This is a genomic window from Ancylobacter sp. TS-1 (assembly GCF_009223885.1).
Taxonomy (GTDB): Bacteria; Pseudomonadota; Alphaproteobacteria; order Rhizobiales; family Xanthobacteraceae; genus Ancylobacter.
Window position 1 is genome coordinate 1,536,446 of sequence record NZ_CP045144.1, and the last position, 14,702, is coordinate 1,551,147.

15 protein-coding genes are annotated in these 14,702 nt (G+C 69.4%); 8 read left to right on the forward strand and 7 right to left on the reverse strand.

The window, feature by feature from the left end:
* Window positions 1-52: 52 nt before the first annotated feature.
* The 5 genes from GBB76_RS07410 to GBB76_RS07430 form a co-directional block, all read right to left on the reverse strand.
* Window positions 53-1,078 carry an amino acid ABC transporter substrate-binding protein gene (locus tag GBB76_RS07410; RefSeq protein ID WP_152302712.1) on the reverse strand — a complete coding sequence of 342 codons (1,026 nt, stop codon included), beginning with the start codon at window positions 1,076-1,078 and terminating at the stop codon, window positions 53-55.
* A gap of 29 nt (window positions 1,079-1,107) precedes the next feature.
* The gene (locus tag GBB76_RS07415; RefSeq protein ID WP_152302713.1) at window positions 1,108-1,740 is read right to left on the reverse strand and encodes a L,D-transpeptidase; all 633 of its coding nucleotides are present in this window, start codon (window positions 1,738-1,740) and stop codon (window positions 1,108-1,110) included.
* Between the two features lie 170 nt (window positions 1,741-1,910).
* Complete coding sequence (xylA, locus tag GBB76_RS07420) at window positions 1,911-3,236, reverse strand: xylose isomerase (protein WP_152302714.1); 1,326 nt, start codon at window positions 3,234-3,236, stop codon at window positions 1,911-1,913.
* Window positions 3,233-4,690 (reverse strand): xylulokinase, encoded by a 1,458-nt coding sequence (xylB, locus tag GBB76_RS07425; protein WP_152302715.1) that lies wholly within the window; start codon window positions 4,688-4,690, stop codon window positions 3,233-3,235. Before xylB ends, xylA begins: the two co-directional genes overlap by 4 nt.
* Window positions 4,691-4,725: 35 nt before the next feature.
* The gene (locus tag GBB76_RS07430) at window positions 4,726-5,763 is read right to left on the reverse strand and encodes a LacI family DNA-binding transcriptional regulator (protein WP_202911177.1); all 1,038 of its coding nucleotides are present in this window, start codon (window positions 5,761-5,763) and stop codon (window positions 4,726-4,728) included.
* 284 nt (window positions 5,764-6,047) lie between these two features.
* Between GBB76_RS07430 and xylF the strand changes: the two genes are divergently transcribed.
* The 8 genes from xylF to GBB76_RS07470 all read left to right on the forward strand — a co-directional run bounded on the left by xylF (window position 6,048) and on the right by GBB76_RS07470 (window position 12,770).
* Window positions 6,048-7,088, forward strand: a complete 1,041-nt coding sequence (gene xylF, locus GBB76_RS07435) for a D-xylose ABC transporter substrate-binding protein (RefSeq protein ID WP_152302716.1) — start codon at window positions 6,048-6,050, stop codon at window positions 7,086-7,088.
* Between the two features lie 85 nt (window positions 7,089-7,173).
* A complete protein-coding gene (locus GBB76_RS07440) occupies window positions 7,174-8,508 on the forward strand; it encodes a sugar ABC transporter permease (RefSeq protein ID WP_152302717.1) in 1,335 nt (444 codons plus the stop codon).
* 11 nt (window positions 8,509-8,519) lie between these two features.
* On the forward strand, window positions 8,520-9,350 hold the full coding sequence (locus GBB76_RS07445; RefSeq protein ID WP_152302718.1) for an ATP-binding cassette domain-containing protein: 831 nt from the start codon (window positions 8,520-8,522) through the stop codon (window positions 9,348-9,350).
* Between the two features lie 158 nt (window positions 9,351-9,508).
* Window positions 9,509-9,919, forward strand: a complete 411-nt coding sequence (locus GBB76_RS07450; RefSeq protein ID WP_152302719.1) for a DUF2946 family protein — start codon at window positions 9,509-9,511, stop codon at window positions 9,917-9,919.
* 82 nt (window positions 9,920-10,001) lie between these two features.
* Window positions 10,002-10,547 (forward strand): copper chaperone PCu(A)C, encoded by a 546-nt coding sequence (locus GBB76_RS07455; protein WP_152302720.1) that lies wholly within the window; start codon window positions 10,002-10,004, stop codon window positions 10,545-10,547.
* 88 nt (window positions 10,548-10,635) lie between these two features.
* Complete coding sequence (locus GBB76_RS07460) at window positions 10,636-12,003, forward strand: PepSY domain-containing protein (protein ID WP_152302721.1); 1,368 nt, start codon at window positions 10,636-10,638, stop codon at window positions 12,001-12,003.
* Between the two features lie 65 nt (window positions 12,004-12,068).
* Window positions 12,069-12,485 (forward strand): winged helix-turn-helix domain-containing protein, encoded by a 417-nt coding sequence (locus GBB76_RS07465; RefSeq protein ID WP_246669071.1) that lies wholly within the window; start codon window positions 12,069-12,071, stop codon window positions 12,483-12,485.
* A 90-nt stretch (window positions 12,486-12,575) separates the two neighbouring features.
* Window positions 12,576-12,770 (forward strand): hypothetical protein, encoded by a 195-nt coding sequence (locus tag GBB76_RS07470; protein WP_152302722.1) that lies wholly within the window; start codon window positions 12,576-12,578, stop codon window positions 12,768-12,770.
* 3 nt (window positions 12,771-12,773) lie between these two features.
* Here GBB76_RS07470 and modC read toward each other — a convergent pair whose 3' ends face one another.
* Complete coding sequence (gene modC / locus GBB76_RS07475; RefSeq protein ID WP_152302723.1) at window positions 12,774-13,877, reverse strand: molybdenum ABC transporter ATP-binding protein; 1,104 nt, start codon at window positions 13,875-13,877, stop codon at window positions 12,774-12,776.
* Window positions 13,878-13,884: 7 nt separating this feature from the next.
* A complete protein-coding gene (gene modB / locus GBB76_RS07480) occupies window positions 13,885-14,574 on the reverse strand; it encodes a molybdate ABC transporter permease subunit (protein WP_152302724.1) in 690 nt (229 codons plus the stop codon).
* Window positions 14,575-14,702: the final 128 nt, after the last annotated feature.

Genomic DNA, 14,702 nt, shown 5'->3' on the forward strand with positions numbered 1-14,702 from the left:
GATCCGTCTCCCGGATCGCCGGCTTATTTTCGTGCGTCGCGCTGGCTAAGGCTCAGCGGATCGGCGGGGCGTACTGGATGCCGCCGGCGCTCCAGAGCTGGTTGATGCCGCGCGGAATACCGAGCTTGGACTGCGCACCGACATTGCGCTCGAAGACCTCGCCGTAATTGCCGACGTTCTTCACGATCCGCACGGCCCAGTCCTTGGTGACGCCGAGCTGCTCGCCATAGGTGCCGTCGGTGCCGACAAAGCGCTTCACGTCCGGCTTCTCCGACTTCAGCGCCTGATCGAGCGTCGCGGTGCTGATGCCAAGCTCCTCGGCATTGACGAGGGCGAACAGGCTCCACTTCACGAGGTTCAGCCAGGCGTCGTCGCCCTGGCGCACCACCGGGCCCAGCGGCTCCTTGGAGATGACGTCGGGCAGCACGATGTGGTCGGCCGGCTTGGGAAGCTGGAGGCGCAGCGCGTAGAGCTGCGACACGTCGGTCGTCAGCACGTCGCACTTGCCGTCCGCATAGGCCTTCACCACCTCGGCGACGGTCGGAAGCTCGATCAGCTCCAGATCCATCTTGTTCTGCCGGAAGTAGTCCTGCACGTTGAGCGCGCTGGTCGTGCCGCTCTGCGTGCAGATCTTCGACTTGCCGAGTTCGAGCGCGCCGACGACGTTCTTCGACACCGGCACGAGGAAGCCCTGCCCGTCATAATAGGAGACGCCGGCGAACATCAGCTTCAGGCCGGCCTCGCGCGACAGCGTCCAGGTCGAGTTGCGCGAGAGCAGGTCGACGTCGCCCTTCTGCAGCGCCGGGAAGCGCGCATCGGCCGAGAGCGGCACATAGTCCACCTTCGACGCATCGTCGAAGATCGCGGCGGCGACGGCCCGGCACAGGTCGACGTCGAAGCCGGCCCACTGGCCCTTGTCGTCCTTGGCCGAGAAGCCGGCGAGGCCCTGGCTTACGCCGCATTTGAGCACGCCGCGCGTCTTCACGTCGTCGAGCGTACCCGCCTGGGCGAAGCTCGCCGTGACGACGGCGCCGGTCAGGGCGCCGGCGAAAGCCAGCGCGGTTGCGATCCTGTTCATGTTTCCCCCAGTCGAGCCTCGGCGCGGCTTCACAGCTCGGGCGCCTGCCGGATGATGACCTTGGTCCCTACCGGAACGCGGTTGTAGAGATCCTGCACGTCGGAATTCACCAGCCGGAAGCAGCCGGAAGAGATCGCCATGCCGATGGTGTTCGGCATGTTGGTGCCGTGGATGCGGTAGACGGTGGAGCCGAGATAGAGCGCGGCGGCGCCCATCGGGTTGCCCGGCCCGCCCGCCATGAAGCGCGGCAGGTAGGGCTGGCGCTCGATCATCTCCGGCGGCGGCGTCCAGTCCGGCCACTCGGCCTTGCGCGTCACCTTCTGCAGCCCGGCCCACTGGAAGCCGTCGCGGCCGACGCCGATGCCGTAGCGCATCGCCCGGTTGTCGCCGAGGACGAGATAGAGGAAGCGCTCATTGGTGTGGACGATGATCGTCCCCGGCGGCTCGTTGGTGCGGAAATAGACAGGCTGCCGGCGGAAAGCCGGGTCGAGCTGCTCCTCGTCCGCCGAGGGCACATAGCCGGGCTTTTCCGGCACGTCGACAATCTGGTTGCCCACGCTGGCGGCCGGGCGCATCTGGGCCTGCGCCGTGGCGAGGGGAAGCGCGACCGCGACCGCCAGCACCATTCCCGTCAGGCCCGCTCTCGTCATAGCAAACGGCATTTCGTCACTTCCCCTCTGAAGGCATGGCGCGCGCAATGGCATGCCGCCGAGTCACGGGTCGCTCCCTAGCACGGATCGAACGGGGGAATTGCCGTCAAGTCAATCACAGTATGATGAAATCTGCGCCGGCGGGACCACGTTCCGGCCGGCGCAGATCGTTGCGGCCCCGTTCAGCGCAGATAGCTGGTGACGAGGGCTTCCAGGCGCTCCTGACGGCCCGAGCGCGGCTGCGGGTCGAGACCTTCCGCCTCGACGCGGGCGGCGATGGCGTCCAGCGAGGAGCCGGCGCCCAGCATCGCCTTGTTGGCCGGCGCGTCCCAGCCGGCATAGCGCGCATCGACCGCCTTCTGCAGCGCGCCGTCCTCGATCATGTCGGCGGCGATCAGCAGGGCGCGGGCGCACACATCCATGGCGGCCGCATGGGCGATGACGAGGTCTTCCGGCTCGATCGACTGGCGCCGTACCTTGGCGTCGAAATTGGTACCGCCGGTGGTGTAGCCGCCCGCGCGCAGGATTTCGTACATGGCGAGCGCCGTGTCCTCGACATTGATCGGGAACTGGTCGGTGTCCCAGCCGGACTGGGCGTCGCCCTTGTTCATGTCGATCGAGCCGAAGATGCCGAGCGCCGCCGCCATGGCGATCTCATGCTCGAAGGAGTGGCCGGCCAGCGTGGCGTGGTTGGCCTCGATATTGACCTTCACTTCCTTCTCCAGCCCGGCGCGGCAGAGCAGGCCGTACACCGTGCCGACGTCGAAGTCGTACTGGTGCTTGGTCGGCTCCTGCGGCTTCGGCTCGATCAGGATGGTGCCCTTGAAGCCGATCTTGTGCTTGTGCTCGACGACGAGGTTGAGGAAGCGGCCCAGCTGGTCGAGTTCGCGCGTCAGGTCGGTGTTGAGCAGCGTCTCATAGCCCTCGCGGCCACCCCACAGCACGTAGTTCTCGCCGCCGAGTTCATGGGTGATCTCCAGCACGTTCTTCACCTGCGCGGCAGCAAAGGCGAAGACGTCCGGGTCGGGATTGGTCGCCGCACCGGCCATGAAACGCCGGTTGGAGAACAGGTTGGCGGTGCCCCACAGCAGGCGCACCTTCTCGCTCTCCATCTTCTTCGCGAAGATGTCGGCGATGGCGCGCACATTGGCGTTGGATTCCTTCAGGCTCGCGCCTTCCGGGGCAATGTCGCGGTCGTGGAAGGCGAAGAACGGCACGTCGAGGATGCGAAACAGCTCGAAGGCCACATCGGCCTTCGCCCGGGCGAGCGCCATCTCGTCGGCGCCGTGCATCCAAGGGCGCAGGAAGGTCTCGCCGCCGAACGGGTCGCCGCCCGGCCAGGTGAAGCTGTGCCAGTAGGCGACGGCGAAGCGCAGATGGTCCTCCATCCGCTTGCCGAGCACGACGCGGTCCTTGTCGTACCACCGGAAGGAGAAGGGATCGCGGCTCTCGGGGCCGGCATATTTCAGCGGCTCGGTGGAGGCGAAGAAGCGGGCGGATGCAGTCATGACGTCACTCCCTTCAGGGCGGGGTACAGCGCCCGGTAGAGCGCGTGCCGTTCCGCATAGGCATGTTGAAGCTCGGGATCGGGCCGGATCGTCTCGATCCGGCGCGGTGGCAGGCAGATCTGCGCCGGGCTCTCGCCGGTCGCGGCCATGCGGGCCAGGCGCGCGGCGCCGAAGGCCCCGCCCCGCTCGCCGTCCTCGATCCGGTTGAGCGGCAGGCCGAGCACGCTCGCCAGCACCGCGATCCAGAAGCGCGAGCGCGAACCGCCGCCGATCACGTCGGCCTCGGTGAGCCGCGTGCCCGCCGCCGCCAGCGCGTCGAGGCAGTCGCGGAAGGCAAAGGCGACGCCCTCCAGCACCGCCTGCGTCAGCGTCTCGCGCGTGGTGTCGTGGTCGAGGCCGATGAAGGCGCCGCGAATAGCGGTGTCGTTGTGCGGCGTGCGCTCGCCGGACAGGTAGGGAAGGAAAGTCGCCGTCGAGGGCGCCGAGGGGCGCTCGCCGAGCGGGGCCAAGAGGTCGGCGACCGGCACCTGCGCCGCGCCCGACCACCAGCCCAGCGCCGAGGCGGCCGAGAGGATGACGCCCATCTGGTGCCACGTGGCGGGAATGGCGTGGCAGAAGGCGTGCACGCTCGACTGCGGGTTCGGCGCATAGCGGTCGGTGGTCGCCCACAGCACGCCCGACGTGCCGAGCGAGACGAAGGCATTGCCGGCATGGATGGCGCCGAGGCCGACGGCGCCGGCGGCATTGTCGCCCGCCCCGCCCGCCAGCACCGGCGGGCTCGCCATGCCCCAGCGGGCCGCGAGATCGGCATGGATGCGCCCGGCGGCCGCACTACCCTCGACGAGGCGGGGCATGCGGGCGCGGGAAAGATACGTCGCCTCCAGCGCCGCGTCCGACCAGTCGCGCGCCCCGACATCGAGCCACAGCGTGCCGGAGGCGTCGGACATCTCCTCGACCATCTCGCCGGTCAGGCGGTAGCCGACATAGGCCTTCGGCAGCAGCACCTTGGCGGTGCGGGCGAAGATATCCGGCTCGTGCTTTCGCACCCACAGCAGCTTCGGGGCGGTGAAGCCGGGAAAGGCGAGATTGCCGGCGACCTGGTGGAGCGCGGGGAACCGCGCCTCCAGTTCGCGGCACTCAGTGGAGGAGCGCCCGTCATTCCACAGGATCGCCGGGCGCAGCACCTCACCGTTTTTGTCCAAAAGCACGGCGCCGTGCATCTGGCCGGACAGGCCGATGCCCCGCACGGCGGAAAGCGCGGCGGGCTGCTCTGCCTTCAGACGGTCGATGCTGGTCAGCGTCGCCTGCCACCAGTCCTCGGGGTTCTGTTCACTGAAGCCAGGATGCGGGCGCGAGATCGCCAGCGGCGTCTCCACGGTCGCGACGACCGATTGCGCGTCGTCGACCAGCACCGCCTTGATGGCGGAGGTTCCAATGTCGAGGCCGAGAAACATGCCTCACGCCCTTTCGGCAGCAGGGTTTGGGAAAGTCACGGCAGGTTGTCCCGCACGAAGATGTCGATGCGGATGCGCTCCTGCTCGTTGAGCAGCGGTTCGCCGGAGCAATGGGCCAGCAGCACGCGGGCGGCCGAGCGCGACTGGTGCCCGGCGTCCTGGTTGATCACCGCGTCCATCACCCCGCGCAGCAGAAAGCGGCGGGTGTCGTCGGTGAGGTCGTGGCCGATGACGATGAGATCACCGGCGCGGTTGGCGGCCGAGACCGCCGCCGCGATGCCGCGATTGCCGGCGCCGACATTGTAGAGGCCGACCAGATCGGGCACCTCGCGCAGCATCTGCGAGACGATGGCCTCGGTGCGCTCGTCCTCGTCGAGGCTCTCCTGCACCGGCAGCGCGCGCAGCGCCGGATATTCGCCGGCGAGCACCTGGGTGAAGCCGAACTGGCGCTCGGCATGGTCGCGCAGCGCCGGCGTGCCGACGATCAGCCCGACCGCGCCGCGCCGCCCGCCGGCGAAGCGCCCGAGCAGGGTCGCGGCGGTGCGCCCGGCGGCGATGTTGTCGATGCCCACATAATGCAGCCGGTGCGAGGACGGCACGTCCGACACCAGCGTCACCACGGCGATGCCCGAGGCGCTCAGGTCGTCGATTGCCGCCCGCACGCGCGGATGGTCGAGCGCCACCACGGCGACGCCGTCATAATGGCCGATCAGCCCTTCCAGCGCCGCCGCCAGCGTGTCCGGCGCGAAGACGTCGACCCGCAGCGTGTCGATATAGGCGTTGTTGGAGGCGAGCCAGTCCGCGGTGTTGGCCACCTGCTCGGCCAGCATGCGCATGAAGACGTTGGCGCCGACCGGCAGCACGAAGCAGAAACGGTAGGTCTCGCCCCGCGCGAGGCGCGCGGCGGCAAGGTTCGGGCGGTATCCCAGACGGGTCACGGCTTCCTTCACACGCTCGGCCGTGACGCCGCGCACGCCGGTGCGCCCGTTGAGCACACGGTCGGCCGTGGCGAGCGACACGCCGGCCTCCCGGGCCACGTCTTGCAGCGTTATGCGCGAAACACCTCTGGACATGTCGCCATGTTGCCCTCAAAATCTGAGGTACGCAACTCATCGAGTGAGGCGATTGCCTAGACCAAGTATCGAGGGCATACAGGCTCACGATTTGTTACGTTGACGGCCATCACCCCGATCGTCGAGGTGTCTGGAGGTCTGTCGGCCCTTCGCGGCCGATCCTGAATCTGATGGATCTCAGTGCTTCTGAGGTTCGAACGTCAAGAACGACCGTGGCATGCGCGCCGCCCCCGGAGCGCCAAGCCAAGCGGCACCGGCATATCGCACCCCCTTGGGAGGAAAGCATGAATCTGAAACTGACTGTCACCGCCGCCGCGCTCGCCACCGTCATGGCCGCCGGCGTGGCACGCGCCGCCGAGCCCGTCGTGGGCGTGAGTTGGTCCAACTTCCAGGAAGAGCGCTGGAAGACCGACGAGGCCGCGATCAAGAAGGCGCTGGCCGCCGCCGGCGCCAAGTACATCTCCGCCGACGCCCAGTCCTCGGCCGCCAAGCAGCTCTCCGACGTCGAGGCGCTGATCGCCCAGGGCGCCACCGCGCTGATCATCCTTGCGCAGGATTCGGACGCCATCTCCCCCGCCATCACCAAGGCGCGCAACGAGGGCATCCCGGTCGTCGGCTATGACCGCCTGATCGAGAATCCCGACGCCTACTACATCACCTTCGACAACAAGGAGGTCGGTCGCCTCCAGGCCGCCGAGGTGATGAAGATCAAGCCGAAGGGCAACTACATCTTCATCAAGGGCTCGGCCTCCGATCCCAATGCCGACTTCCTGTTCTCCGGCCAGATGGAAGTGCTCAAGCCCGCCATCGACAAGGGCGACATCAAGAATGTCGGCGAGGCCTACACTGACAGCTGGCTGCCGGCCAACGCCCAGCGCAACACCGAGCAGTTCCTGACCGCCGCCAACAACAAGGTCGACGCCGTCGTCGCCTCCAATGACGGCACCGCCGGCGGCGCCGTCGCCGCCCTCGCTGCCCAGGGCCTCGCCGGCTCGGTGCCGGTCTCCGGCCAGGACGCCGATTTCGCGGCGCTGAACCGCATCGCGCTCGGCACCCAGACCGTCTCGGTCTGGAAGGACTCGCGCGAGCTCGGCAAGCGCGCCGCCGAGATCGCCCTCGAACTCGCCAAGGGCACCGATCCCAAGGCGGTGAAGGGCACCACCACCTTCACCGGCGGCCCGAAGGGCCTGCCGATGAACTCGACCTTCCTGAAGCCGGTTCCGATCACCAAGGACAATCTGGACGTGATCATCGAGGCCGGCTGGGTGCCGAAGGCCACCGTCTGCCAGGGCGTGAAGCCGGGCACCGTCAAGGCCTGCAACTGATCCAGCACAACCGCGGCGGGGGCCAACCCCGCCGCTCGCCCATCAGGGCGCCCGCGCGGGCCGCGCGGGCCGCAGGAGGACGCACATGACCGACACCACGACGGCCAGCACCCCCGTCCCGTCATCCCGGCCGCAGGGAGGATCCCCGTCGGCACCGACCGCCGCGCCGACCTCCTTCCTCGGCGCGCTGGAAGTCGACATGCGCTTCCTGGGCATGCTCGGCGCGCTCGCGGTGATCTGGATCGCGTTCGACGTCCTCGCCGGCGGCACCTTCCTCACCGCCCGCAACCTGTGGAACCTCTCGGTCCAGAGTTCGTCGATCGCGGTCATGTCCACCGGCATGGTGCTGGTGATCGTGATGCGCCACATCGACCTGTCGGTCGGCTCGATCCTCGGCGTCACCGGCATGGTGATGGCGGTGTTCCAGGTCGGCACGCTGATGCCGACCTTCGGCTTCAACCACCCGGCCGTCTTCATCCTCACCCTCGCCGTCGGCATCGGCCTCGGCGCGGCCATCGGCGCGCTGCACGGCTTCGTCATCGCCTATCTCGGCGTGCCGGCCTTCATCGTCACGCTGGGCGGCCTGCTGGTCTGGCGCGGTGCCGCCTGGGCGGTCGCGGAAGGCAAGACCATTCCGCTCACCGACGACAATTTCAAGCTGCTCGGCGGTGGCGCCGACGGTTCGATCGGCGCCGAATGGAGCTGGATCGTCGCTGTCATCGCGTGCCTCGCCATCGCCGTCGCGGCGGTGCAGGCCCGCCGCCAGCGCCAGCGCTTCCACTTTCCGCTCAAGCCGATGTGGGCCGAGTGCGTCACCGTCGCCGCCGGCTGTGCCGCCGTCGTCGCCGCGACGCTGGTGGTCAACGCCTACACGCTGCCGCCGGTCCTTGCCCGCCGCTACGCCGAGGCCGCCGGCATCACCATCCCGCCGGAAGGCATCTCGATCAGCTTCGGCTACGCCGTGCCGGTGCTGGTGGCGCTGGCAGTCGGCATCGTGATGACGTTCGTGACCACCCGCACCCGCTTCGGCCGCTACGTCTTCGCGATCGGCGGCAACCCGGAGGCGGCCGAACTCGCCGGCATCAACACGCGGCGCGTCACCCTCGCGGTGTTCGCGCTGATGGGTGCGCTCGCCGCCATCGGCGCCGCCATCTCCACCGCCCGCCTCAACTCGGCGACCAACGCGCAGGGCACGCTCGACGAGCTTTACGTGATCGCCGCGGCGGTCATCGGCGGCACCTCGCTCTCCGGCGGCTCCGGCACCATCGCCGGCGCCATGGTCGGCGCGCTGGTGATGCAGAGCCTGCAGTCCGGCATGGTGCTGATGCGCGTCGACACGCCCTACCAGAACATCGTCGTCGGCATCGTCCTCGTCTTCGCGGTGTGGATCGACACCGTCTACCGCAAGCGGTTCAAGTGAGAGGTGACGTCATGAACGCTGTCACAGCCGAAACCGTCGCTCCCGTGGCCAATCCCGGTGCCTCGCTGATCTCCGGCGCCCCGATGGTGGAGATGCGCGACATCTGCATCGCCTTCGGCGGCATCCGCGCCGTCGACGGCGTGACCGTCGACCTCTATCCCGGCGAAGTGGTGGGCCTGCTCGGCCACAACGGCGCCGGAAAGTCGACGCTGATCAAGATCCTCGCCGGCGCCTACAGGCCCGATGCGGGCGAGATCCGCATCGGCGGCGAGAAGGTCGACATCGCCAATCCGCGCGACGCCAAGCGCTACGGCATCGAGACGATCTATCAGACGCTCGCCCTCGCCGACAATGTGGACGCCGCGGCCAACCTCTTCCTCGGCCGTGAGCTTCGGACCGCGTGGGGAACGCTCGACGACGTGGCGATGGAGGCCGCCACCCGCGAGGTGATGGGCCGGCTCAACCCCAATTTCCGCAAGTTCAAGGAGCCGGTGCGCGGCCTCTCCGGCGGCCAGCGCCAGTCGGTCGCCATCGCCCGCGCCATCCACTTCAACGCCAAGATCCTGATCATGGACGAGCCGACCGCCGCGCTCGGCCCGCAGGAGACGGCGCAGGTGGCGGAGCTTATCAAGCAGCTCAAGGCCGAGGGCATCGCGATCTTCCTCATCAGCCACGACATCCACGACGTCTTCGACCTCGCGGACCGCGTGAGCGTGATGAAGAACGGCAAGCTGGTCGGCACCGCCCGCACCTCTGATGTGACCAAGGACGAGGTGCTCGGCATGATCATCCTCGGCAAGAGCCCGCCCGGCGCCGCCGCCGGCCCCGGCGCCTCGGCCTGACGGACGGGGCCTCCGCGCCGGGACCCTGCCCCACCAAACACATCGTCATCCCCGGGCTCGGCCCGGGAATGGCGACGTCCAGCGGCACAGCGGCGCCGTGCCGCTGTTTTCCTGACGGCCTCGCTCGTGTTAGATCGCGGGCGAGGAAGCACCGGGCGATGATCACCCACGGCAGTCAACCGGACCGACGGACACCTGCAACGGCCCTGCGCCGTCTGGCGCTGGTGATTGCCGTCGCCTATCTGCTCGTGCTGCAGTCCCTGCTCGGGGGCCTCGCCGGCGGCGCGCACGCGGCCGGCGGCATCGCGGTGGACGCGTTCGGGCAGGTCATCTGCTCGGGCGCGCATGACGCGCCGTCCTCGCCGGCCGATCCCGCCCGTCATACCCCGGATTGCTGCACCACCGGCTGCCAGACCGCGGCCGGCGCGGCGCTGCCGCCGCCGTCGGCCGCCGTCCCCGCGCAGCCGGCCGCCCGGCTCAGCGCCCGGGTGACGCTCCCGCGCGCTTCCGCCCCCGCGCTCCAGCCTGAGCGCACGCCCCGCCACACACGGGCCCCTCCCCTCGCCTGACCGCGCCCCGCCGCGCCCATCACCGTCAGTCGAATTCGCCGGCCGCGCCACGCGCCCACGCCGGCATCAGGGAGTGAACCCAATGATCCGCTACATCATGAGCCACGTGCTCCGCCACGCCGAGGACCGCATCGGCTTCGCCATCCTCGCCACCGCCCTCGCCCTCTTCGCCGTCCAGCCCGCCTTCGCGCATGGCTTCAAGGTCGGCGAGATCGAGATCGGCCATCCCTGGTCGCGCGTGACGCCGGCCGGCGCCAAGGTCGCGGGCGGCTACCTCGCGATCCACAATGAGGGCAAGGACGCCGACACCCTCCTTGCCGCCACCGCCGATGTCGCGGGCCGCGTCGAGATCCACGAGATGGCCGTCAAGGACGGCATCATGACCATGCGCATGCTGCCCGACGGGCTGGCGGTTCCGGCCGGCGGCGAGGTGAAGCTCGCGCCCGGCGGCTATCATCTCATGCTCATGGACCTGAAGCAGCCGCTGAAGGAAGGCGAGAGCTTCAAGGGCTCGCTGACCTTCGCCAAGGCCGGCAAGGTCGAGGTGGAGTTCAAGGTCGAGGGCATGGCCGGGCCTAAGGACGCGCCGGCCGCGCACAGCCACGACCACGGCACCCCCGCCAACTGATCCGCTCGCGCGCCACCCGACCCCGGCCCCCTGACGGCGGCCGGGCGTCGCGGCGCGTTCCGACGCACCCAATCCGGGATCGATTCCGATGAGCGATATCGCCATGTCCGCCGCCGAGGCGCCCGAGCGCGCCGCCAGTCTCTACCGCGCCGTCTGGCGCTGGCATTTCTATGCCGGCCTTCTGGTGCTGCCCTTCCTGGTCCTGCTCGCCGTCACCGGCGGGCTCTACCTCTTCCGCGACGAGATCGACGGCATCTGGCACCGCCAGCTCAAAGTCGTCGAGGCCCGCGCGACGCCGGTCGAGGCCCCGAGCGCCTGGATCGACGCCGCGCTGAAGGCGCGCCCCGGCACGGCGCTCAAGGTCATCGTGCCGGCCGACCCGACCGCCTCGGCCGAGGTGGTGATCAAGACCACTGAGGGCGAGCGCCGCTCGGTCTATGTCGACCCCTATGATTCCCGCGTGCTCGGCGAACTCGCCGACCGCGGCACCATCATGTGGCTGATGCGCCGGCTGCACAGCCTCGCCGAGTTCGGCACCGTCGCCAACGGCATCATCGAGATCGTCGGCGGCTGGTCGATCCTGCTGGTCGGCACCGGCTTCTATCTGTGGTGGCCGCGCAAGCAGGCCGGCGGCCGAATGGGCGGTGTCGTGAGCGTGCGCGGCACGCCGCGCCGGCGCGTGTTCTGGCGCGACCTGCACGCCGTCACCGGCGCCTTCGCCGGCACCGTCATCGCCTTCATGTCGCTGTCGGGCATGCCGTGGTCGCTGGTCTGGGGCGAGAAGGTCAACGAATGGGCGAACAGCTCCAATTACGGCTACCCCTCCGGCCTGTATGTGAACGTGCCGATGTCGGACGAGCACCTCGCCCATGCCAACGGCCCCACCACCTGGTCGCTTGAGCAGGCGAAGATGCCCGAATCGACAGGCACTGGCGCCCCGATCGGGGTCGACGCGGCGGCGGCGATCGTGAACAGGCTCGGCGTGTCGCCCGGCTACACGCTCAGCCTGCCGGGCGGGGCGAGCGGCGTCTATTCGGCCACCGTCTATCCGGACGACCTGTCGAAGCAGCGCGTCGTCCATCTCGACCAGTACAGCGGCAAGCCGCTGATCGACTTCTCCTATGCCGATTACGGCCCGGTGGCGAAGGCGATGGAGTGGGGTATCAACTTCCACATGGGGCAGGAATTCGGGCTGGCCAACCAGCTCTTCCTGCTGGTGGTCTGCCTCGCCATCATCCTGATGTCCGTCTCGGCGGGGGTGATGTGGTGGAAGCGCCGGCCGAAGGGTTCGCTCGGCGTGCCGCCCGCGCCCGCCGACCGCTCGGTGATGTGGGGGTTGATCGCCATCATGGCGGTGGTCGGCCTCGTCTTCCCGCTGGTCGGCGCCTCGCTCGTGGTGATGCTGGTGCTCGACCTCGCCTTCGGCTGGCGGCGCCCGAAGCTGCGCACCGCCTGATCGCACCGCCCTCACGGGTTCCAGCCGGGCGCCTCTTCCCCTAACATCGTGCGGGGGAGAGGCGCGTGGCAAATCCATCGACGGAAACGGAAGCGAAGGCCGACGCGCAGGCGCCGCGCGACGGCCTGTTCATCCGCGTCTATTTCGGCGACGGCCGCCATCTCGGCCCGGGTATGATCGACCTGCTGGAGACCATACGCCGCGAGGGTTCGATCCTCTCCGCCGCGAAGAAGATGGGCATGAGCTACCGCCGTGCCTGGCTGCTGGTGGACGAGATCGGCCGCAATTTCCGCGAGCCGGTGGTCGAGACCCATCCGGGAAGGCGCGGCCATGGCAGCGAACTCACGCCCTTCGGCGAGCGGCTGATCGCGCTCTACCGCTCCATCGAGCGCAGCAGCGCCGACGCAAGCCGGGACGCCATGGACGAACTGCGCGCGGCGCTGGCGCCACATGCGCCGCCGGTGCGCGAAGGGGCGCCATAGCGGGCGCGGAAGGCGGACACGTCCGGTAGCGAGGAACCTTCCACGCCCGGCCGGGTTCTCCACAGGCCAAGTCCTGCGCCACGAGGCCCCATGCAGACCCTCATCGTCGTCATCCTCATCCTGCTGGTGCTCAGCATCACCGGCTTCTTCGGCCACCGCGCCGGCGGCGTGCGCGGCCTCATCATAGGGCTGGTGATCGCCCTGCTGGTCCTCGCGGTGATCGGCTTCGTCAGCGACGAACGGGCGGTCGGCCCCGGCGTCGCCCCGATCATGGCGCCGCCCTGACCTTCAGGGGGCCGCGCTGAAATCGGCGCCTCGGCTGTCCACCGCCACGCTCTTGACCATCGCCCAGACGGAAAGGCCGGGGCGCAGCCCCAGCCGCTCCACGCTCTCGCGCGTGACCATGGAGGAAAGCCGCCCCTCGCTGAGGGCGAGCGCCACATCGGCATAAGGGCCCTCCTGTAGCCGCACCTCCTCCACGACCGCCGGGAACAGGTTGGAGACCGAGACGCCTTCGGGCTTCGCCAGCGCCAGCGCCACGTCGCGCGCGCGCACCCGCGCCCGCACCGGCGCGCCGACAGGCAGGGCGACCTGCGGCACGCGCAGCGTCCCGCCGGCGAAGGCAAGGTCGGAGAGCGCGTAGCCGCCATCGTGCCCGGCGACCACGCAGTCGAGCACGCTGCCAATGTCGAAGCGGCCAACCACCGGCACCACCTCCGGGCGCGCCATCACCTCCCCGACCGTGCCGGCCGCCACCTGCCGGCCCTCGTGCAGCACCACGATACGGTCGGACAGGCGCAGCACCTCGTCGATGGAGTGGCTGACATAGAGCACCGGCAGCCCCATCGCGTCGCGCAGGCGGTCGATATAGGGCAGGATCTCCGCCTTGCGCGCCGCGTCGAGCGCAGCCAGCGGCTCGTCCATCAGCAAAAGGCGCGGCTGCGCCAGCAGCGCCCGGCCGATGGCGACGCGCTGGCGCTCGCCGCCGGAGAGCGTGTGCGGCCGGCGCGCCAGCAGATGGCCGATGCCGAGCAGGTCGACCACCGCCCCGAAGTCGATGCGCCGCTCCGTGACCCGGGTGCGCCGCTCGCCATAGCGCAGGTTCCGCTCCACCGAGAGATGGGGAAACAGCCGCGCATCCTGGAACACATAGCCGGTGCGCCGCGCCTCTATGGGCAGGTCGATGCCGCGCGCCGCATCGAAGAACACCTCGCCGTCCACGACGATGCGCCCGGCATCGGGGCGCACCACGCCGGCCAGCGCCTGGATGATGGTCGTCTTGCCCGCCCCCGAGCGACCGAACAGAGCCGTCACCCCGGCGCCGGGCGCCTGGAAGGTCGCCTCCAGCACGAAGCCACCCGGACGGGCGAGGCGGATATCGATCTCGATCATGGCGCCCTCACGCCCGCCCGATCAGCGCGCGGATGCGCCGGTCGACGAGGCTCGCCAGCAGCAGCGCGGCGAGCGCCAGCACGACCGACACAAGCGTCAGCCGCAGCGCCATGGCGTCACCGTCCGGGATGTGAGTGGCGCTGTAGATGGCGAGCGGGATGGTGCGGGTCTGGCCCTCGATATTGGAGACGAAGGTGATGGTGGCGCCGAACTCGCCCAGCGCCGAGGCGATGGCGAGCAGCGCGCCGGAGAGGATGCCCGGCAGCATCAGCGGCAGCGTCACCGAGAAGAACACGTCGAGCCGTGAGGCGCCCAGCGTGCGCGCCGCCGTCTCCAGCCCCCGGTCGACCGCCTCCAGCGCGAGGCGGATGGCGTTGACGGTGAGCGGGAAGCTCACCACGGCAGCCGCCACCGTGGCGCCGGCCGTGGTGAAGATCAGCTTTATGCCGAACCAGGCGTCGAGATACTGGCCGATGAAGCCGCGCGCGCCCAGCGTGAGGAGGAGAAGATAGCCCACCACCACCTTCGGCAGCACCAGCGGCAGATAGACGATGCCGTCCAGCATCCCCCGGCCGGGAAAGCGCCCGCGCGCCAGCACCCAGGCCGTCAGCACGGCGACGGGCAGACTCCAGAAGGTCGCCCAGAAAGCGACCCTCAGGCTCAGCAGGACGGCCGTCCATTCCTCGGGGGTGAGCATGCTTTCCGCCCTGAAACGAACATCCTTCGAGGCTCGCTGCGCGAGCACCTCAGGATGACGTGGTTCTCATGATCCAGCACGTTACGTCATGCTGAGGTGCCGGCCGAATGGCCGGCCTCGAAGCACGC

Coding starts and splice junctions, on each gene's coding strand:
- GBB76_RS07440 (WP_152302717.1), top strand. CDS start 7,174: ATGACCGACACCACGACGGCCAGCACCCCCGTCCCGTCATCCCGGCCG.
- GBB76_RS07410 (WP_152302712.1), bottom strand. CDS start 1,078: ATGAACAGGATCGCAACCGCGCTGGCTTTCGCCGGCGCCCTGACCGGC.
- modB (WP_152302724.1), bottom strand. CDS start 14,574: ATGCTCACCCCCGAGGAATGGACGGCCGTCCTGCTGAGCCTGAGGGTC.
- GBB76_RS07430 (WP_202911177.1), bottom strand. CDS start 5,763: ATGTCCAGAGGTGTTTCGCGCATAACGCTGCAAGACGTGGCCCGGGAG.
- GBB76_RS07450 (WP_152302719.1), top strand. CDS start 9,509: ATGATCACCCACGGCAGTCAACCGGACCGACGGACACCTGCAACGGCC.
- modC (WP_152302723.1), bottom strand. CDS start 13,877: ATGATCGAGATCGATATCCGCCTCGCCCGTCCGGGTGGCTTCGTGCTG.
- GBB76_RS07455 (WP_152302720.1), top strand. CDS start 10,002: ATGATCCGCTACATCATGAGCCACGTGCTCCGCCACGCCGAGGACCGC.
- xylA (WP_152302714.1), bottom strand. CDS start 3,236: ATGACTGCATCCGCCCGCTTCTTCGCCTCCACCGAGCCGCTGAAATAT.
- GBB76_RS07470 (WP_152302722.1), top strand. CDS start 12,576: ATGCAGACCCTCATCGTCGTCATCCTCATCCTGCTGGTGCTCAGCATC.
- GBB76_RS07445 (WP_152302718.1), top strand. CDS start 8,520: ATGAACGCTGTCACAGCCGAAACCGTCGCTCCCGTGGCCAATCCCGGT.
- GBB76_RS07460 (WP_152302721.1), top strand. CDS start 10,636: ATGAGCGATATCGCCATGTCCGCCGCCGAGGCGCCCGAGCGCGCCGCC.
- GBB76_RS07415 (WP_152302713.1), bottom strand. CDS start 1,740: ATGCCGTTTGCTATGACGAGAGCGGGCCTGACGGGAATGGTGCTGGCG.
- xylF (WP_152302716.1), top strand. CDS start 6,048: ATGAATCTGAAACTGACTGTCACCGCCGCCGCGCTCGCCACCGTCATG.
- xylB (WP_152302715.1), bottom strand. CDS start 4,690: ATGTTTCTCGGCCTCGACATTGGAACCTCCGCCATCAAGGCGGTGCTG.